General features: G+C 46.2%; 16 protein-coding genes. 15 read left to right on the top strand and 1 reads right to left on the bottom strand.

Translation table 11 applies throughout. From position 1 onward, the window contains the following. Positions 1-89 precede the first annotated feature (89 nt). The 14 genes from recA (at position 90) to hfq (ending at position 17,296) form a co-directional block, all read left to right on the top strand. Complete coding sequence (gene recA / locus L7D49_RS19120) at positions 90-1,151, top strand: recombinase RecA (RefSeq protein ID WP_269136064.1); 1,062 nt, start codon at positions 90-92, stop codon at positions 1,149-1,151. A 328-nt stretch (positions 1,152-1,479) separates the two neighbouring features. Then, positions 1,480-3,036: a ribonuclease Y gene (gene rny, locus L7D49_RS19115; protein WP_238083933.1), complete on the top strand. Its 1,557-nt coding sequence runs from the start codon at positions 1,480-1,482 to the stop codon at positions 3,034-3,036. Positions 3,037-3,099: 63 nt separating this feature from the next. Beyond that, positions 3,100-3,897 carry a TIGR00282 family metallophosphoesterase gene (locus L7D49_RS19110; RefSeq protein ID WP_238083931.1) on the top strand — a complete coding sequence of 266 codons (798 nt, stop codon included), beginning with the start codon at positions 3,100-3,102 and terminating at the stop codon, positions 3,895-3,897. Positions 3,898-3,985: 88 nt separating this feature from the next. Further along, a complete protein-coding gene (locus L7D49_RS19105; protein ID WP_207961955.1) occupies positions 3,986-4,255 on the top strand; it encodes a stage V sporulation protein S in 270 nt (89 codons plus the stop codon). A gap of 260 nt (positions 4,256-4,515) precedes the next feature. Next, positions 4,516-6,066 (top strand): tRNA (N6-isopentenyl adenosine(37)-C2)-methylthiotransferase MiaB, encoded by a 1,551-nt coding sequence (gene miaB, locus L7D49_RS19100; RefSeq protein ID WP_238084349.1) that lies wholly within the window; start codon positions 4,516-4,518, stop codon positions 6,064-6,066. Beyond that, positions 6,066-6,500, top strand: a complete 435-nt coding sequence (locus L7D49_RS19095; RefSeq protein WP_238083929.1) for a YlbF/YmcA family competence regulator — start codon at positions 6,066-6,068, stop codon at positions 6,498-6,500. Before miaB ends, L7D49_RS19095 begins: the two co-directional genes overlap by 1 nt. Positions 6,501-6,572: 72 nt before the next feature. Continuing rightward, a complete protein-coding gene (gene cotE / locus L7D49_RS19090; RefSeq protein WP_309295951.1) occupies positions 6,573-7,142 on the top strand; it encodes an outer spore coat protein CotE in 570 nt (189 codons plus the stop codon). Between the two features lie 353 nt (positions 7,143-7,495). Next, the gene (gene mutS / locus L7D49_RS19085) at positions 7,496-10,057 is read left to right on the top strand and encodes a DNA mismatch repair protein MutS (protein WP_238083926.1); all 2,562 of its coding nucleotides are present in this window, start codon (positions 7,496-7,498) and stop codon (positions 10,055-10,057) included. Positions 10,058-10,083: 26 nt separating this feature from the next. Beyond that, the gene (mutL, locus tag L7D49_RS19080; protein ID WP_336246409.1) at positions 10,084-12,009 is read left to right on the top strand and encodes a DNA mismatch repair endonuclease MutL; all 1,926 of its coding nucleotides are present in this window, start codon (positions 10,084-10,086) and stop codon (positions 12,007-12,009) included. Between the two features lie 19 nt (positions 12,010-12,028). Further along, complete coding sequence (gene glpK / locus L7D49_RS19075; protein ID WP_238083924.1) at positions 12,029-13,522, top strand: glycerol kinase GlpK; 1,494 nt, start codon at positions 12,029-12,031, stop codon at positions 13,520-13,522. Positions 13,523-13,536: 14 nt separating this feature from the next. Continuing rightward, on the top strand, positions 13,537-15,198 hold the full coding sequence (locus L7D49_RS19070; RefSeq protein WP_238083922.1) for a glycerol-3-phosphate dehydrogenase/oxidase: 1,662 nt from the start codon (positions 13,537-13,539) through the stop codon (positions 15,196-15,198). Further along, positions 15,179-16,090 carry an alpha/beta fold hydrolase gene (locus L7D49_RS19065; protein WP_238083920.1) on the top strand — a complete coding sequence of 304 codons (912 nt, stop codon included), beginning with the start codon at positions 15,179-15,181 and terminating at the stop codon, positions 16,088-16,090. Before L7D49_RS19070 ends, L7D49_RS19065 begins: the two co-directional genes overlap by 20 nt. Continuing rightward, the gene (gene miaA, locus L7D49_RS19060; RefSeq protein WP_238083918.1) at positions 16,087-17,046 is read left to right on the top strand and encodes a tRNA (adenosine(37)-N6)-dimethylallyltransferase MiaA; all 960 of its coding nucleotides are present in this window, start codon (positions 16,087-16,089) and stop codon (positions 17,044-17,046) included. The genes L7D49_RS19065 and miaA overlap by 4 nt, the downstream gene beginning before the upstream one ends. A gap of 25 nt (positions 17,047-17,071) precedes the next feature. Beyond that, positions 17,072-17,296, top strand: coding sequence for an RNA chaperone Hfq (hfq, locus tag L7D49_RS19055; protein ID WP_238083915.1), 225 nt, complete (start codon positions 17,072-17,074; stop codon positions 17,294-17,296). Between the two features lie 67 nt (positions 17,297-17,363). On the opposite strand, the gene L7D49_RS19050 is transcribed toward hfq, so the two are convergent. Beyond that, entirely contained in the window at positions 17,364-17,966 is a 603-nt protein-coding gene (locus L7D49_RS19050) for a trimeric intracellular cation channel family protein (protein WP_238083913.1), read from the bottom strand. 116 nt (positions 17,967-18,082) lie between these two features. On the opposite strand from L7D49_RS19050, the gene L7D49_RS19045 reads away from it, so the two are divergent. After that, positions 18,083-19,342: a methionine gamma-lyase family protein gene (locus tag L7D49_RS19045; RefSeq protein WP_238083911.1), complete on the top strand. Its 1,260-nt coding sequence runs from the start codon at positions 18,083-18,085 to the stop codon at positions 19,340-19,342. Positions 19,343-19,372: the final 30 nt, after the last annotated feature.

The following is a 19,372-nucleotide window of genomic DNA, read 5'->3' as shown; positions in this document are numbered from 1 at the left end:
CGTTCGTTTTTTATTTGAGTATTTCTCAAAAAAGGAGTATAGTAGAGACAGGAAGAAAAAGAACAACACCTTTTAGGGGAGGAATCATTTTGAGCGATCGTAAAGCTGCGTTAGACCAAGCTTTGAAACAAATTGAAAAACAATTCGGCAAAGGTTCAGTCATGAAACTGGGGGAACAGACTGACCGTCAAATTTCCACATCATCATCAGGATCATTGGCACTGGATGCCGCACTAGGAGTAGGCGGATATCCACGTGGCCGTGTCATCGAAATATACGGCCCTGAAAGTTCGGGTAAGACAACTGTTGCACTTCATGCGATTGCGGAAGTCCAAGCATCAGGAGGACAAGCTGCATTTATCGACGCAGAGCATGCGCTGGATCCAGTCTATGCCCAAAAACTAGGCGTCAACATCGATGAATTGCTCTTATCCCAGCCGGACACGGGCGAGCAGGCGCTTGAAATCGCAGAGGCGCTAGTGCGCAGTGGAGCGATTGACATTATCGTTATCGACTCTGTCGCTGCCCTTGTGCCGAAGGCGGAAATTGAAGGGGAAATGGGTGACTCGCATGTCGGGTTGCAAGCGCGTCTCATGTCCCAGGCACTCCGTAAGTTGTCAGGTGCTATTAACAAATCGAAGACAATCGCAGTCTTCATTAACCAAATCCGTGAAAAAGTCGGTGTGATGTTCGGGAATCCCGAAGTTACGCCAGGTGGCCGTGCACTAAAATTCTATTCCTCCGTGCGTCTTGAAGTGCGCAGAGGGGAAGCGATCAAGTCCGGAAACGATATTAACGGTAACAAAACGCGGATCCGTGTAGTAAAAAACAAAGTGGCACCGCCATTCCGGACAGCTGAAGTCGATATCATGTACGGTGAAGGGATTTCCAAAGAAGGCGAGATCGTGGATCTTGGCGCCGAATTGGAAGTTGTCCAAAAGAGCGGGGCTTGGTATTCCTATGAAGGGGAGCGACTCGGTCAAGGCCGTGAAAATGCGAAGCAGTTCTTGAAGGAAAATCCCGATATCCGGGCTGAAATTGCAAATAAAATTCGTGACTCGTATGGATTGGCAAGCGCAAATTACGTGATTGCCGGCCATGATGAAGAGGAAGAAGAAGAATTGGAACTCTTCCTTGAAAAAGAAGAATAAGAAATAATAGCAGCCGATCTTCCATTTCGTGAAGGTCGGTTTTATTTCAATCCTGCTGCAAATTAATAGAGACATTCAATAGTTAGAAAGTTATTTTGATATTTTATTTCTAAAATTCACTCACAATACGCATGGGTGTGAGCTGACATGTAAAACAAGCCGTTAAATTATGGTGAGTTAGGCTCGTGAATCCTTGACATGTCAAATTTTCATGGATACAATTAGAATTGTATAATTTCACACCAATGAAATGATTATGGCAGTATGTTGCGTTTTGATATACGTGCCGACTGAAAACGAAAAGAATAAGCAGGAGGAGGTGACCTAGATGTTTGAAATAATCATCTCCGCTTTGCTCGGTCTGATCGTCGGTGCAGTTGTTATCTACTCAGTTATGAAAAAAGTGAATGATTCAAAAGTGACGGGTGCCAAAAACTCAGCTGAAATGATCGTCGAAGAGGCGAAACGTGAAGCGGAGGCTTTGAAAAAAGAGGCACTGTTGGAAGCGAAAGATGAAAATCACAAATTGAGAATTGAAGCGGAAACGGAAATCCGTGAAAGAAGAGCGGAACTGCAGAAGCAGGAAAATCGCCTTTTGCAACGGGAAGAAAATCTTGACCGCAAGGATGATGCTCTCAACAAAAGAGAAGCGGGACTGGAGCGCAAGGATGAAGCGCTTTCAGGAAGACAACAGCATATTGAACAGATGGAACGCAAGGCGGAAGAACTCGTTACCGTTCAGCAAGTAGAACTGGAGAGGATTTCGGCTCTGACCCGGGATGAAGCGAAACGAATTATCCTGGATGAGGTCGAGAACGAGCTTTCCACAGATATTGCGGTAATGACGAAGGAGTCGGAACAGCGTGCGAAGGAAGAGTCCGAAAAGAAAGCACGTGAAATCCTATCACTCGCATTACAACGATTTGCTGCTGACCATGTAGCTGAAACGACTGTCTCAGTAGTCAATTTGCCAAATGACGAGATGAAAGGTCGAATCATCGGTCGGGAAGGACGCAATATCCGTACACTTGAAACGTTGACGGGAATCGATTTGATTATTGATGATACGCCAGAAGCGGTAATTCTATCAGGCTTTGATCCGGTCCGCCGGGAAATTGCCCGTCTTGCGCTCGAAAAGCTTGTACAAGACGGCAGGATTCACCCAGCCCGGATTGAGGAAATGGTGGATAAGGCGAGACGTGAAGTTGACGAACTGATCAGGGAAAAAGGGGAACAGACCACATTCGATATCGGTGTGCATAATCTCCATCCAGATTTGATCAAAATTCTCGGCCGGCTTCATTTCCGGACAAGCTATGGACAAAACGTCTTGAAACACTCGACGGAGGTCGCATATTTAGCCGGATTATTGGCTGCAGAAGTTGGCGAGGACGTCACGCTGGCAAGACGTGCCGGATTGCTTCATGACATCGGGAAAGCGATTGACCATGAAGTGGAAGGCAGCCACGTCCAAATTGGCGTGGAACTCGCTACGAAATACAAAGAACACCCGGTCGTCATTAACAGTATTGCTTCGCACCATGGCGATGAAGAGGCGACATCGGTCATCGCAGTGCTTGTCGCTGCAGCGGATGCGTTATCTGCTGCCCGTCCAGGTGCACGCAGTGAAACACTGGAAAATTACATCCGCAGGCTACAAAAACTTGAAGAGATTTCAGAGTCGTATGATGGCGTTGAGAAATCATTTGCCATCCAGGCCGGCAGGGAAGTGCGCATCATTGTGCGTCCTGACCAAATCGATGACATTACAGCTCATCGATTGGCACGCGATATTCGTAAGAGAATCGAGGAAGAGCTCGATTATCCGGGTCACATCAAAGTGACCGTTATCCGTGAAACACGGGCTGTGGAATACGCAAAATAATGTTGGAATCAGGCTTCCTGTACTTCGGTTAGGAAGTCTTTTTCTTTTTATGGAGGACTATAGATGAAAGTATTATTTATTGGGGATATTGTGGGGTCCCCGGGCCGGGATATGGTATTTGATTATTTGCCGCGCTTAAAGAGGAAATATGAGCCGGATGTCATTATTGCCAATGGTGAAAATGCAGCATCAGGAAGAGGTATTACCAAAGCCATTTTCGATGACCTGCTCCGTGCAGGCGTGGATGTTGTCACGATGGGAAATCATACATGGGATCACAAAGAGATTTTTGATTTCATCGATGACACGGATTATTTGATACGTCCAGCGAATTTTTCCAAAGAAGCGCCTGGTAAAGGGATGACGACGGTAACGCGGAACGGTGTCACATTATCCGTCATTAACTTGCATGGGCGGACATTCCTGCCGCCGCATGATGATCCATTTGAAGCCGCCGATGAATTGTTGAATGAAGCCAAACAAATTTCCCCTCTCGTTTTCGTTGATTTCCACGCGGAGGCGACGAGCGAGAAAATCGCAATGGGCTGGCATTTAGATGGAAGAGCATCAGTCGTCGTCGGCACCCATACCCATGTTCAAACGGCCGATGAACGAATCTTGCCACAAGGTACTGCCTACATTACGGATGTCGGCATGACAGGTCCGTATGATGAAATTCTCGGCATGAAAAAAGAGGATGTACTCTACCGGTTCCGTACCAATCTGCCAGTCCGGTTTGAAGTGCCGAAAAAAGGCAGGACTCAACTTAATGCTATTTTTGCCGAATTGGATGACAACTCAGGTAAAGCGAAATCAGTAAGCCGGATTTCCATTAATGAAGACCGCCCATTCATCGTCTAAAAGGCGCGTCTAAAAAGCCCTCCGTTTTCATAGGATGGTCTATGGATAATTTCATTCCATAGACATCGCAAAATAAGGAGGAAACATGGTGAGTCCGTTAAAAGTATCATCCCGCTCGAATCCGAACTCAGTCGCCGGAGCACTCGTAGCGGTCATTCGGGATCAAGGCTACGCTGAAATGCAAGCAGTAGGGGCCGGTGCTCTGAACCAGGCAATCAAAGCAGTTGCCATTGCCCGGGGCTTTGTCGCTCCGAGTGGCGGAGATCTTGTCTGTGCTCCAGCATTCACTGATATCCAAATTAATGGTGAAGGGCGCACCGCGCTGAAGCTGCTAGTCGAAAAACGTATCCGTCAATAGTAAGGTGACGGCAGTCCTAATAACGTAAATAGAAATGGCGAAGAAAAACAGAGAGTTTTCCTCGCCGTTTTTCTTTTTTTATGAGATCAAATAGAGAGCGAAATGGGTGGAGCGGAAAAGGGGAGGGATCTCCGTTTCTGGTTTTATTGTGACAAACATCCAACAATCTATCCACTCCTTGTAAAGCAAGGGGCTCTTTCGATATAATGGAGTCAGTATGGAGTAAATTCCCGATGCTTGCAGGAAAGGGGACGACTAATTTGAATGAAGAACAACGCCTGGAAAACGGGCTTTTGAAACCAGGAATTACGAAACCTGCCCATAAAGAGGAAAAGGATTATAGCCAATATTTTCAATCTGTCTATACACCGCCTTCGTTGAAAGACGCTAAAAAGCGGGGCAAAGAGGATATCGAATACCATCATGATTTCTCCATTGAAGAACAGTTTCGTGGAATGGGACAAGGCAAGAAGTTCTACATCCGCACATACGGCTGTCAGATGAACGAGCATGATACAGAAGTTATGGCAGGCATTTTCATGGAGCTTGGATATGAACCGACAGATTCAGTTGATACGGCTGATGTCATTTTGCTGAACACATGCGCGATCCGGGAAAATGCGGAAAACAAAGTGTTTGGAGAGCTTGGCCATCTAAAGCCTCTTAAACTGGAAAATCCAAATTTGCTCATTGGGGTCTGCGGTTGTATGTCGCAGGAGGAATCGGTTGTTAAGAAAATATTAAAAACCTATGATCAGGTCGATATGATATTCGGAACGCACAATATCCACCGTCTTCCTAATATTTTGAATGAAGCCTATCTATCAAAAGAAATGGTAATAGAAGTTTGGTCAAAGGAAGGAGATATCATTGAAAACCTTCCAAAAGTAAGGCACGGCAATATCAAGGCTTGGGTTAACATCATGTACGGCTGCGACAAGTTCTGCACCTATTGCATCGTACCGTACACACGAGGCAAAGAGCGAAGCAGACGGCCGGAGGATATTATCCAGGAAGTTCGCCATTTGGCGTCTCAAGGATATAAGGAAATCATGCTTCTCGGTCAAAACGTCAATGCATACGGCAAAGATTTCGAAGATCTCGACTACCGCCTTGGTGATTTGATGGATGATCTGCGGAAAATCGATATCCCAAGGATCAGGTTTACAACAAGCCATCCGCGCGATTTCGACGATCACTTGATCGAAGTGCTGGCGAAAGGTGGAAATCTTCTCGATCATATCCACCTGCCAGTCCAATCTGGTTCAAGTGATATATTGAAAATCATGGCACGTAAATATTCCCGTGAGCAATATTTGGAACTGGTCAGTAAAATTAAAGCCGCCATCCCGAATGTAACGCTCACAACGGATATCATTGTCGGTTTTCCAAATGAAACGGATGAGCAGTTCGAAGAAACTCTATCGTTATACAAAGAAGTCGGTTTTGAAATGGCCTATACGTATATCTATTCACCACGGGAAGGCACGCCGGCTGCGAAAATGAAAGACAATGTACCAATGGAAGTGAAGCGGGACAGGCTCCAACGCTTGAATAAGCTCGTCAATGACATGTCGGCTGAAGCGATGAAACCATACAAAGGCAAAACCGTGAAAGTCCTCGTAGAAGGAGAAAGTAAGAAAAATCCGGATGTGCTTTCCGGCTACACGGAGAAAAACAAACTCGTCAACTTCAGAGCCCCTCGCTCGGTGATCGGTGAAATTGTCGAAGTGAAAATTACAGATGCAAAAACATGGTCGCTCGACGGTGAATTCATCGGCGTAGTGAAACAGGAAAAGGTGACAGTGTAATGGAAAAAATGTATACAAAAGATGAAATCATCGCAAAAGCGCGCGAGATTGCGCATATGATTGCTAATACCGAAGAAGTGGAATTCTTCAAACGGGCAGAGGCGCAAATCAATGAAAATCAGAAAGTCCGTGAAAAAATCGCCAGCTTGAAATCCCTTCAAACACAGGCAGTTAATTTTCAGCATTATGAAAAGGAACGGGCACTGCAAATCATTGAAGGAAAAATCGAAACGATCCAACAAGAAATTGACGAGGTTCCAATCGTCCAAGAATTTAAGCAATCTCAAATGGAAGTGAATACACTACTTCAATTGGTCTCCAATACGATTGCCAATAATGTAACGAATGAAATTATCGAATCCACAGGCGGCGATTTATTGCGCGGCGAAACAGGATCATACGTAGAAAACACAAAGCATAAACCGCTAGCCTAACACATAGAATCGGTGAGGATAAAATCCTTGCCGATTTTTTTTCACTTTCTGGGCGTTTGTTGCATAGGATGAATAGAAGTCAACGAAGGAGGAAAAGAGCTGAAAAATTTACGGCAGATTGTTACAAAGGCAGTTATCGCAAAGGGGAAGAAACGGACCGAATCCGAGGTCTCATTAAAGCCGACGAATCGTCCGTCAAGCATACTCGGCTGCTGGGTGATCAATCATACGCACCAAGCGAAAAAAGCTGGCCGGTATGTGGAAGTAAGCGGAAAGTTCGATGTGAATGTCTGGTACTCCCACCACGATCATTCCAAGACATCCGTTTACACAGAATGCATTTCCTACAAGGATCGCATTCGACTCAATTATCGGGATGAGCCGACTTCTGGACAGGAAGAAGTAATCGTCAATGTCGTTCAACATCCAAATTGCACGGAAGCGGTCATCTCAGATTGCGGAGAGAAATTTGTCATCAAAGTCGAGCGCGAATTGGTAGCCGAGGTCGTCGGAGAAACAAAAGTATGCATTACCGTCCACCCGCACCAATTTGAAGAAGAATGGGCGCTGCAAGACGAATCCTCCTCTCACGCAAGTGGAGCGGAAAATGCAGAAGCCAAAGGAAGCGAATCCTCACGCTAAAGCCGGTTCAAGCAGCCGGCTTTTTTTGATGCTTGCAGATCGTGATTTAGTTTTATTAAATTGGTTTACTGGGGTTCAATTTAATCTGGCGTTCAGTTTGATATACTGGCGTTCGTTTCATTAATCTGGCGTTCAGCTTGATATACTGGCGTTAACTGGTCCTTAAACCGAATTTCTACCGCTCACTCTAGCTCCATCGCACCGGTCTACATCAAGAGATATCCGAATGAAAGGAACAAAGACTATTTTCCGCGTATTGTCTTTTTACGTGGAAATTATTACCCGAACCACTCGCCGCTTTTTCACTTCTGGTATACTACTACATATAAGAAATATAAATGCGAGGTTACAGAATGAGTACATATACACCGATGATCCAACAATATTTACAAGTGAAGGCGCAGCACCAGGATGCGTTCCTCTTTTTCCGCCTGGGCGATTTTTATGAAATGTTTTTTGATGATGCCATTAATGCGTCCAATATTTTGGAGATTACGCTAACGAGCCGGGACGGCGGAGCAGCCGATAAAATTCCGATGTGCGGCGTTCCATATCATTCAGCGGAAGGCTATATTGAGACGCTCGTCCAAAACGGACATAAGGTGGCAATCTGTGAGCAGACGGAAGATCCGCGGAGTGCGAAGGGCATCGTGAAGCGGGAAGTTGTTAAAATCATCACGCCCGGGACGATAACGGAAGGAAAGACGATTGATTCGCATACCAATCATTTTATCGGTGCTGCCGAATATCTAGGGGATCAGCAATATGGCTTTGCGTATTTGGACTTGGCCACAGGAGAAGGAAAGGCAGAGATCATATATGGTGATGAGCGATCCTTTATTGCAGAGGTGGAAGCGCTGAGCATTAAAGAGATTGTTGTCGGTGAACGCCTGCACATCGCGCTCAATGACAGCATGGCCAAGCGGAACATTGTGTTATCGATGGAAACCGGAAGGACAGATGCTGTTCCTGAAGAATTATCTATACATCTTCCAGAAACGCTGAAAGAGACGTGCCACATGTTGTATTCCTATTTACGCAACATGCAGAAGACGTCCCTTTCCCACTTGAAGCCTTTTGAATTTATCAGGAAAAATACGAAGCTCTCAATCGATGCCAACTCCATGCGCAATTTGGAATTGATCCAATCCATTCGGACAGGGACGAAGGAAGGCACACTGTACTGGCTTTTGGATGAAACGGTTACAGCTATGGGTGCACGAAAGCTGAAAATGTGGATTCGCCAGCCTTTAGCGGACGAGCAAGCCATTACGGAGAGGCAGAATATCGTCGCGTCCTTCTTAGAAGACTTCTTTTTACGTGAAGACCTTTCCAATGCGCTTCGAAACGTCTACGATCTCGAAAGACTGGCAGGACGTATTTCGATGGGTAGCGCTTCTGGTAGGGATTTGGCGCAGCTAAGGAATTCATTGCGAAATGTGCCGGAAATTAAGAGCCATCTTGCGAATTCTTCCCATGCCGCATTACGCCAATTTGCGGAACGAATCAATCCTTGCATCGAAGCTTGCAGCATGCTCGAAGCATCCATTGCCGAACAGCCCCCTTTATCAGTTAAAGAAGGTGGAATCATTAAAGACGGCTATGATGAAAAGCTGGATCAATACAGAGATGCTTCGAAGAACGGAAAAGCGTGGCTTGCCGATTTGGAACGGCTCGAACGGGAACGGACGGGTGTCAAATCATTAAAAATAGGCTACAACCGGATATTTGGCTACTTCATTGAAATTACGAAATCCAATATTCAATATGCGGATTTGACTCGATATGAAAGAAAGCAGACACTGGCTAATGCAGAAAGATATATTACGCCCGAGCTGAAGGAAAAGGAAGAACTGATCCTAAATGCGGAAGCGGATGGACAGGAACTGGAGTATCAATTATTTTCAAGCATTCGAGAAACGATGAAAGAACATATCCAACCAATCCAACAACTAGCAAGTGTTCTGGCGGAGTTGGATGTCCTTCTCTCTTTCTCGGTTGTGGCAGAGAAACATAAGTATACGAAACCGGTATTTCATACAGGAACTGGTTTGGAGATTAAAAACGGTCGACATCCGGTCGTTGAAAAGATGATGGATCACTCCCTTTATATACCAAACAGCTGCACACTGACGGAGGAATCGAACATGCTGCTCATCACCGGGCCTAACATGTCCGGTAAGAGTACATACATGCGACAGGTGGCATTAATTGTTGTCATGGCGCAAATCGGCAGTTACGTCCCGTGTGAATCGGCGACATTGCCGATCACCGACCAGATTTTCACCCGCATTGGGGCGGCGGATGATCTGGCTTCCGGGCAAAGTACGTTCATGATGGAAATGATGGAATCACAAAATGCGATCATGAATGCGACAAACCGGAGTCTGCTTCTGTTTGATGAAATCGGGAGAGGGACTTCTACGTACGACGGCATGTCTCTGGCGCAGTCCATGATGGAATATATCCATGATAAAATCGGTGCCAATACTTTATTCTCGACCCACTATCACGAATTGACGAATTTAGATGAGTATTTGGAACGGTTAGTAAATGTCCATGTAGCCGCAATGGAGCAGGACGGGAAAGTAGTTTTCCTTCATAAGGTTATGCCGGGAGCGGCGGATAAAAGCTATGGGATCCACGTAGCAGAGCTTGCCGGCCTGCCGGAGGATATATTGGAACGTGCAAAAAATCTGTTGAGAGAATTTGAGAGCGCGGCAACTACCGAAGTGCCTCAGGCGGTGTCGGAGCAAATATCATTTTTTGATTTGCAGCAGGACTCCAATCAGATTACGGCGGAGGAGAGAGCCCTCTTGGATGCGTTCAGCCAATTGGATGTTCTCCAGCTAACGCCGATGCAAGCACTGCAAACTTTATATGATTGGAAAGTTGGCAAATCACAACAGAAATAAGGACTTTACGGAAAGGATGAGGCTGAGTGGATATCATTACGGTAATGGATGATGCATTATCAAACAAGATCGCGGCAGGCGAAGTGGTTGAACGGCCTGCATCGATCGTAAAGGAATTAGTGGAAAATGCTATAGATGCTGGCAGTACGACGATTGAAATTGCTTTAGAGGAAGCAGGACTCACTTCAATCCGTGTTACCGATAACGGGAAGGGCATGTCACGAAAGGACGCTGTGTTGGCGTTCGAGAGGCATGCCACAAGCAAAATTAGCAATGAGCATGATTTATTCAGAATCCGGACGCTCGGATTTCGCGGAGAGGCGCTTGCAAGTATCGCGTCTGTTGCGAAAATCCAGCTATGGACATCCGATGGCGAATCGGAAGGCACCGAAGTGCAATTGGAAGGCGGCCGGGTGATTAAACATGATAATGCCGCCTTCCGAAAAGGAACGGACATTATTGTCAGCCAGTTGTTTTTCAATACGCCTGCCCGATTGAAATATATGAAAACGATCCAAACCGAACTGGGTCATACGATTGATTTGGTGAACCGGCTCGCTTTGAGCCATCCTCATATTGCTTTCCAGTTAATGCACGAAAACTATAAAATACTGCATACGGCGGGCAATGGGGATCAGCGAAGAGTATTGGCTGAAATTTATAGCGTGGATGTCGCTCGTAAAATGATTCCTTTTAAAGGCGACAATGCCGACTATACGATCCAAGGGTTCGTCACATTGCCGGAAATGACAAGAGCCTCAAAAAATTACATGACACTTATCGTCAACGGCAGGTGGGTCAAAAGTTACGCTGTCAATCAAGCGATATTGGACGGCATGCATACGTATCTGCCCATTGGCCGTTATCCGATCGCGGTCATTAATGTGGAGGCGGATCCCTATTTGACAGACGTCAATGTTCACCCTTCCAAGCAGCAGATCCGTGTCAGCAAAGAAGGGGAATTGCTGGCGCTCATCAAAACATCCATCCATGAAGCAATCCGCAATCATATTATTATTCCGGATGCAATCAAAAAAGAGCCGGCTATCAAACGGCCATCCGAGCAAACGATAATATGGAATATGCAAGCCCGGACAACCGCTCAGGAACCGGCATCGCCTGAACCGATTCAAAAACCTTTCTGGCCGAAAAAGGAGACGGGTGTATCTTCTGCACCGAACACCTATATTCAGCCGGAGCGAGGGAATAACGAGACCGTGATGGAAACGATGGCGGAGGAGCCCGCTTTAGCGGTGACAGAGGAATTAGCCGTACAAGAAAATATGCCGGAAGATAGAGAACAACTGGAAAATGAAACGCTGCCTGAAATTGAACAAGGGCTGGCGGATGAAAAGAAGCCGGAAAAACGTTTTCCTTCTCTCGTTCCGGTTGGCCAAGTGCATGGAACATACATCATAGCGCAAAACGAAGATGGCTTTTATATGATTGACCAGCATGCCGCACAGGAACGGATAAAATATGAATACTTTAGAGATAAAGTAGCGAAAGTCGATCACGAGGAGCGTCAGCTGCTGCTCATGCCGCTGATCTTTCATTACTCTGGCAGTGACAAAACCGCGATTGAGGAGCATATGGAAATGCTGCACGCCGTCGGAATCTTTTTAGAGGAATTCGGCCCCTCGTCTTATACAGTACGAGAGTATCCTTCCTGGTTTCCAGCAGGAGAAGAGACAGCCATTATCGAAGATATTATCGAGCAAGTGTTGACGAATAAACAGATCAACATCGGAAAGCTGCGTGAGGAATCGGCCATTATGATGAGCTGCAAAAAGTCAATTAAGGCCAATCATTATTTGACATTCTCGGATATGGAGAGATTGCTGTCCGATTTATCGAAAGCTGAAAATCCATATACTTGTCCGCATGGCAGACCGGTCCTTATTCATTTTTCAACGTATGAAATTGAAAAGATGTTTAAACGGGTAATGTGAATCAAGGGAGTGATGGTGAATGGGGAAATTTATACTAGCGATCGACCAGGGCACAACAAGCACAAGAGCGATTTTATTTAACAAGCAAGGGGAAATTGCCCATGTCTCTCAACGGGAGTTCAAACAATTCTACCCTCAACCCGGCTGGGTAGAACATAATGCGAACGAGATTTGGGGTTCTGTCTTATCTGTGATCGCATCCGTATTGACGGAAAGCGGGAGCCGGCCCGAGGACATCGCGGGAATCGGGATCACGAACCAGCGGGAGACGACGGTCATCTGGGATAAGCAGACGGGGCAGCCTATTTACCATGCCGTTGTATGGCAATCCAGACAAACCCAGGGCATCATTGATGAATGGAAGCGAGAAGGATGGGAAGCGGAAATCAGAAATAAAACCGGACTCCAACTGGATCCTTATTTCTCTGCTTCCAAAGTGAAATGGATATTGGATCATGTGCAAGGAGCGAGAGAGCGGGCAGAACAAGGGGAGCTGCTCTTTGGCACGATGGAAACGTTTTTGATTTGGAAGCTTTCCGGAGGGGCTGTGCATGTTACCGACTATTCCAATGCATCCAGGACGATGCTCTTTAACCTTGAAACGCTTGCTTGGGATGAAGATCTCTGTAAAAAATTCGAAGTGCCCATGCAGCTGTTGCCTGAAATCAGACCATCCTCCGAAGTCTACGCACATACAGACCCTGCTGAATTTTTCGGCGCAAAAATTCCGATTGCCGGTGCGGCAGGTGATCAGCAATGTGCATTGTTCGGCCAGGCCTGTTTCCATGAGGGCATGGCGAAAAACACGTATGGCACAGGCTGCTTCATGCTTTTGAATACAGGAGATAAAATGGTTCGCTCTGAAAATGGGCTGCTGACGACTGTCGCATGGGGACTTGGGGATAACGTGACCTATGCCCTGGAAGGCAGTGTGTTTGTTGCAGGATCTGCCATCCAATGGCTGCGGGACGGGTTGCGGATGTTCCAAAAAGCATCTGATTCCGAGGCTTATGCTGCGCGTGTCGCTTCTTCTGACGGTGTCTACGTCGTTCCTGCTTTTGTTGGACTCGGCACCCCGTATTGGGATTCGGACGCCAGAGGAGCCGTTTTCGGGCTGACGAGAGGGACAACGAAGGAGCATTTCGTTCGTGCAACTATCGAGGCGCTTGCATATCAGTCCAAAGATGTCCTGTTGACGATGGAGAAAGACTCCGGCACCGGGCTGAATGTTTTGCGAGTCGACGGCGGAGCGGTCTCCAATGAATTTCTAATGCAGTTTCAGAGTGACCTGTTGCAAATTGAAGTGGAGCGTTCCAAATATTTGGAGACGACTGCGCTGGGGGCAGCTTATTTAGCTGGACTGGCAACTGGGTTTTACAGCTCTTTAGAAGAGCTGGAGAAGTTATGGTCGAAGGAAAGAACATATTCACCAAAGATGGATGTCAGTGAAAGAGACCGTTTGTATACGGGTTGGAAGAAAGCTGTGGAAGCGACAAGAGTCTTTAAACCGTAAAAGGAGTGAGACGTATGCTATCAGCATTGGAAAGGCCTAAATTCAAACAGTTTTTGCAGGAGTATCATTTCGATCTGCTCGTCGTAGGAGGCGGGATTACAGGGGCAGGAATTGCGCTTGATGCCGTGACGAGAGGACTCTCCGTCGCTCTCGTCGAAATGCAGGATTATGCCGCAGGGACATCCAGCCGGTCAACGAAACTGGTTCATGGCGGATTGCGTTATTTAAAACAATTGGATATTAAAATCGTTGCTGAAACAGGCAAAGAGCGGGAAATTGTCTATAACAATGCACTGCATGTCACAGAACCGGAACGGATGCTTCTCCCATTCCATAAAGGAGGCACTTTTGGCCGATTTACTACTTCAGCCGGCCTTTTCGCGTACGATAAGCTGGCGGGAGTTCGGAGAGAAGAACGCCGGGAGATGCTGACTTCAGACGAAGTGATTCAAATGGAGCCTTTAGTGAGAAAGGAAGGTTTGCTTGGCGGAGGGCATTATGTAGAGTATCGGACAGACGATGCCAGACTGACGATGGAAGCGCTGAAAAAAGCGGCAGAAAAAGGTGCGGTCTGCTTAAATTATATGAAAGTCGAACATTTCAACTATGACGAGGACGGCAAATTGTCCGGCGCAGCCGTGTGGGATATGCTGGACGGCGACTATTTTTCTGTGAATGCATCCGTTATCGTCAATGCGACGGGACCTTGGGTGGATGAAGTTCGAAAGAAGGACGCCATCTCCAATGACAAACGGTTGCGCCTGACAAAAGGGATTCATATTGTCATCGACCAATCGGTTTTCCCTTTACGGCAAGCGATTTATTTTGATGCCCCGGATGGCCGCATGATATTTGCCATCCCGCGAGGCAGAAAAGCGTATATTGGCACGACGGATACATTTTTTGACGAAGACCGCTCCAATCCGGCTGCCACGGAAGAAGACGTGGCATATTTGCTCGAGGCTGTTCATTATATGTTTCCCTCTGTTGCTGTTGATCGTCAGCATGTGGAGTCAACGTGGGCGGGTGTTCGTCCTCTCATCTACGAAGAAGGAAAAAAAGCTTCAGAAATATCTCGGAAAGATGAAATATGGGAGTCGGAGACTGGTTTGATCACCATCGCGGGCGGCAAATTGACTGGCTACCGGAAGATGGCGGAAACCGTTGTTGACCGTGTGGCAAAGAAGTTTTCGAAGAAGGAATTTGGCCCTTGTGTCACGGAGCATCTGCGTTTATCCGGGGGCGAATTTGAAAATGAAGAACAATTTAAGGCGTTCCAGGAAAGCAAAGCAAATGAGGCTGTATTATTCGGCATATTAAAAGATGAAGGTAGGCGCCTTGCAGCCACGTATGGCACGAATGTGGACATTCTGTTCAATTACGCGCATGCGATGACTGCTGAGAAAAGCGTTCTGCCGGCTGTCTTGAAAGCGGAGATCTTATATGCCGTCCATTACGAGATGGCGATGACACCATCTGACTTCTTCATCCGCCGCACAGGGGATTTGTATTTTAATATCGCCAAGGTGAAAGAATACAAAGAGGATGTGACAGACTATATGTCACGTTTGCTGGCGTATTCGGCTGAGGAGAAAACAAGGTATTTGCGAGAATTGGAGCAGCAGATTGAACTGGCTCAAGTGAAGGGGGACAGTCATGCACATTCGAACAATTGAGATGGAAGATGGAACGAGCATTCATGCCTGTATGGTCCAACCGTCGATAAAACCGATTGGCCACATTCATATTTTGCATGGGATGTCCGAACATATCGGCCGTTACGAAGAATTTATGACTTTCCTCGCTTCACAAGGGTATGTCGTTTCAGGGCACGACCATCGAGGCCACGGAAAAACAGCATCGTTAAATGGTTTTCTCGGTCATTTCGGAGATGACGTAACATTTGACCAGATTGTACATGATGCCCATGAAGTAATTTCGTTGTTTCGCAGAGAGGTGCCGGGCGAGAATTCTATCTTGTTCGGTCATAGTATGGGATCATTTATTGCCAGAAGATATGTGCAGCTTCATCAAAATATAGACCGGCTTATTTTGTCGGGAACTGGTGGTGATCCGGGCATAGGCGGCGCAGCTGGAATCGGGCTTGCCCGGATTACCGGCCGGCTGGGTCGATTTGATACGCGCGATCCTTTGTTGAATAAACTTGTCTTTGGTGCATTTTCAAAATCCGTTCCTCAAGCGATGACTCCTTTTGATTGGTTGTCCACCAATTCTCAGTCGGTCCGGGAATATATCGAGGATCCGCTTTGCGGTGCAGTGCCAACGACAAAATTTTTCCTGGAGTTATTTACAGGACTGAAAAAAGCGAACAATATACAGCTCCATAAAGCAATCAAAGAACAACTACCAATTCTTTTCCTTTCGGGAAGTGAAGATCCGGTCGGGAGGAAAGGTAAAGGGGTTTGGGAAGCTGCCCGGCAATACGAAGAAGCCGGAATAAAACAGATTACTGTGATGTTGTATGACGAAGGCCGTCACGAAATGCTGCAAGAACAAAATCGGCAGGAAGTATTTCATTTCATCGTGGATTGGATAGAGGGAAAATGAATCAGAAAAAAACAGTAATTGCTATCGTAGGACCGACTGCGTCGGGGAAGACAGCGTTAAGTGTCGAATTGGCTTCACTACTGGATGGCGAAATTATTAATGGAGATTCCATGCAAGTCTACCAAGGACTTGATATTGGAACTGCAAAAATTACAGAAGACGAGATGGGTGGAATTCCACACCATCTTTTTGATACGAAAAAACCGTCTGAAGATTATTCGGTAGCGGATTATCAGAATGATGTCAGAAGCTGCATTGAAGAGATTTCCTCAAGAGGAAAACAACCGATTATCGTTGGGGGCACTGGATTGTACATACAAGCGGTCCTCTTTGATTTTCGCTTTACCGAACAGGCGGGGGATCCGGCTGTCCGTAACAAACTGGAACAAGAGGCCGCAGAACAAGGGAGTCAATCCCTTTATGACAGGCTAAAACAGCTCGATCCCGAAAGTGCGGAGAAAATCCATCCCAATAATACGAGACGAGTTATCCGAGCATTAGAAATTATTGAAGTGACTGGGAAATCAAAGGTGGATCATGAGCAGGGGAAAGGCGATAAGGCACTCTACCCACATCTGCTGATAGGATTGGATCTTCCGAGGGAACTGCTTTATGAGCGGATTGACCGGCGTGTGGACGCGATGGTCGAACAAGGTCTGGTGGATGAGGTGCGAGCTCTTTGGGAGCAGGGAATCCGAGATACTCAGGCGGTTCAGGCAATTGGTTACAAAGAGCTGTATCTCTATTTAGACGGGTTTCTTTCCCTCGAAGAAGCAGTCGAGCTTGTGAAGAAAAACACAAGAAACTATGCCAAACGGCAATTGACCTATTTGAGGAATAAATTGCAAATATCCTGGTTTAATGCGACAGAGGATCGTCAAGAAATGATAGATGGAATTTTGACATTATTAAAGGGTTTTCAAGCAGAGGAGCCGAATAATAAAAAAGAGAGTTAGAAAAATAGAACTGGAGGATGGGCAAATGTCACAGGGAAATATGCAAGAAGTATTTTTAAATTCACTGCGAAAAAACAATACCTTCGTTACCGTGTTCCTATTGAACGGGTTTCAATTGAAAGGGCTCGTCAAATCGTATGATAATTATACGGTTTTACTTGAGTCAGACGGGAAACAACAATTAATTTACAAACATGCCATTTCCACATATGTTCCTTCAAAACCTGTCATTCTAAAAGAAGAAGAGTAAACCAAAGCGACTGTAGAAGGTATTGATAGATCCTTCTACAGTCTTTTTTTGTCATGCTCTTTAATGCTCAATGATGATATTTGCCATGCGGCAGCCTCCAATGGAATAAATAGGACAGGATACGAAGACCCGCAGTCAGGACGAGAAGAGCATACAGGGCCGTGTCATAACGATAGGCGCCAAGCCCGACAATGATCCCTGCGACAGCTGCCCAAACGGCATATATGTCCTTTTTAAAAACGAGCGGTCTCCTCCCTGCAAGAACATCCCTGATTACCCCTCCTCCAGCCCCTGTAAGAACCGCTGCCACAGCAACAGCAAACAAGGTCATATCCAAACGGACAGCAAGCATGGCCCCTTGAATGGCAAAAGCAGCGAGGCCAATTGCATCAAAATAAGTGCCCCATCGATTCCAGTGGTGCAGGATATACTTTAAAAAGAAAAATACGATTAAGATTAGTACAGTTGCGACAATAAATAAGAAATGTTGATCCCATAGCACCGAAATCGGAACGCCAATTAAGAGATTCCGAACCGCGCCTCCTCCAAAAGCAGTAACCATTCCTAATATATAGACACCAAATAGATCATAATCCTCTTCCATTGCGACCAAAGCGCCGGAAATGGCGAATGCTGCTGTGCCGATGAAGCTGAAAACTTCCCACGCCATTTTTTCTCCTCCTTAAAAAATTAAACAGGCCCCTACGTATTATGCCGTTTCTATTTGACGTGCGCAACTAGACTGTTAAGATAATGTAGTGAATACTAACGGAATGAGGAAGAAAAATGACGACCTATGATGAAACAACTTTAATGCAGCGTGCCGAAGAAGTGGAGGGAATGATAGCTCCATATGTGAAAGTCGTGGAACAGAACGCTTTTATTAATCAGAAAAAAGTGTTGGCTGCTTTCCGCTCCAATTCGGTCAGCGATTTCCATCTAACCGGTTCAACGGGCTATGGCTATGACGATACGGGCCGTGATGTCCTAGAACAAGTATACGCGGATGTATTTGGAGCGGAGGCGTGCCTGGTTCGCAATCAAATCATATCAGGAACGCATGCTATCTCCATCAGTTTATTCGGCGTGCTGCGTCCAGGCGACGAGCTCTTGTATATAACAGGCAAACCATACGATACTTTAGAGTCAATTGTTTCAGGCAAAGGAAAAGATACAGGATCTCTTGCAGACTTTGGCATTGCCTATAAACATGTTGACTTACAGAGCGATGGAACAGTGGATTACGATGAAATTGCAAGACAAATTGGCCCGAAAACAAAAATGATCGGGATTCAGCGTTCAAAAGGGTACTCAAGCCGCCCTTCATATAAAATTGATGAGATTGAAGAGATGATTTCTTTCGTTAAATCGATAAATAATGAGCTCGTCGTGTTTGTCGACAACTGCTACGGTGAGTTTGTAGAAACAAAAGAGCCGACGGAAATCGGTGCAGATCTGATGGCAGGATCACTCATAAAAAATCCCGGGGGCGGGCTTGCCCGGACAGGCGGCTACATTGCAGGTCGAGCGGATCTAATTGAGAAATGTGCGTACCGTATGACTTCACCTGGACTCGGGGCAGAAGCAGGAGCTTCCCTCGATACGTTATTGGAGATGTACCAAGGATTTTTCCTTGCTCCTCACGTAGTGAGCCAAGCAGTCAAGGGAGCTTTATTCACATCCGCATTTTTGGAGAGTTTCGGATTTGACACAACTCCGCATTACGGGGTGAAGCGAACGGATTTAATCCAATCAGTCAATTTTAAAACGGCTGACCAGATGATCGCTTTCTGTAAAACAATCCAAGAGAACTCGCCGATCAATGCCCACTATTCACCGGAACCGTCCTATATGCCTGGATATGAAGACGACGTCATTATGGCGGCGGGTACATTCATACAAGGCTCCAGCATCGAATTGACTGCCGATGGCCCGATTCGTCCCCCATACACCGCATACGTGCAAGGTGGATTGACATATGAACATGTAAAAGCGGCAATCATCGCATCCGTTGCTAAACTTTCCAAAGCTGGATTGATAGAATAACAAAAAGCTGTTCCCGTATTTCCAACGGGA

The sequence above is a fragment of the Sporosarcina cyprini genome, assembly GCF_022048975.1.
Lineage (GTDB): Bacteria > Bacillota > Bacilli > Bacillales_A > Planococcaceae > Sporosarcina > Sporosarcina cyprini.
The sequence above is the reverse complement of the archived record's forward strand: the minus strand, read 5'-3'. Positions and strand labels throughout refer to the sequence as shown.

What these genes read in the sequence shown, in the direction of transcription:
- glpK (WP_238083924.1), top strand. Translation starts at nt 12,029, where the DNA reads ATGGGGAAATTTATACTAGCGATCGACCAGGGCACAACAAGCACAAGA.
- L7D49_RS19050 (WP_238083913.1), bottom strand. Translation starts at nt 17,966, where the DNA reads ATGGCGTGGGAAGTTTTCAGCTTCATCGGCACAGCAGCATTCGCCATT.
- L7D49_RS19070 (WP_238083922.1), top strand. Translation starts at nt 13,537, where the DNA reads ATGCTATCAGCATTGGAAAGGCCTAAATTCAAACAGTTTTTGCAGGAG.
- hfq (WP_238083915.1), top strand. Translation starts at nt 17,072, where the DNA reads ATGTCACAGGGAAATATGCAAGAAGTATTTTTAAATTCACTGCGAAAA.
- L7D49_RS19110 (WP_238083931.1), top strand. Translation starts at nt 3,100, where the DNA reads ATGAAAGTATTATTTATTGGGGATATTGTGGGGTCCCCGGGCCGGGAT.
- rny (WP_238083933.1), top strand. Translation starts at nt 1,480, where the DNA reads ATGTTTGAAATAATCATCTCCGCTTTGCTCGGTCTGATCGTCGGTGCA.
- mutS (WP_238083926.1), top strand. Translation starts at nt 7,496, where the DNA reads ATGAGTACATATACACCGATGATCCAACAATATTTACAAGTGAAGGCG.
- L7D49_RS19065 (WP_238083920.1), top strand. Translation starts at nt 15,179, where the DNA reads ATGCACATTCGAACAATTGAGATGGAAGATGGAACGAGCATTCATGCC.
- L7D49_RS19095 (WP_238083929.1), top strand. Translation starts at nt 6,066, where the DNA reads ATGGAAAAAATGTATACAAAAGATGAAATCATCGCAAAAGCGCGCGAG.
- L7D49_RS19045 (WP_238083911.1), top strand. Translation starts at nt 18,083, where the DNA reads ATGACGACCTATGATGAAACAACTTTAATGCAGCGTGCCGAAGAAGTG.
- miaA (WP_238083918.1), top strand. Translation starts at nt 16,087, where the DNA reads ATGAATCAGAAAAAAACAGTAATTGCTATCGTAGGACCGACTGCGTCG.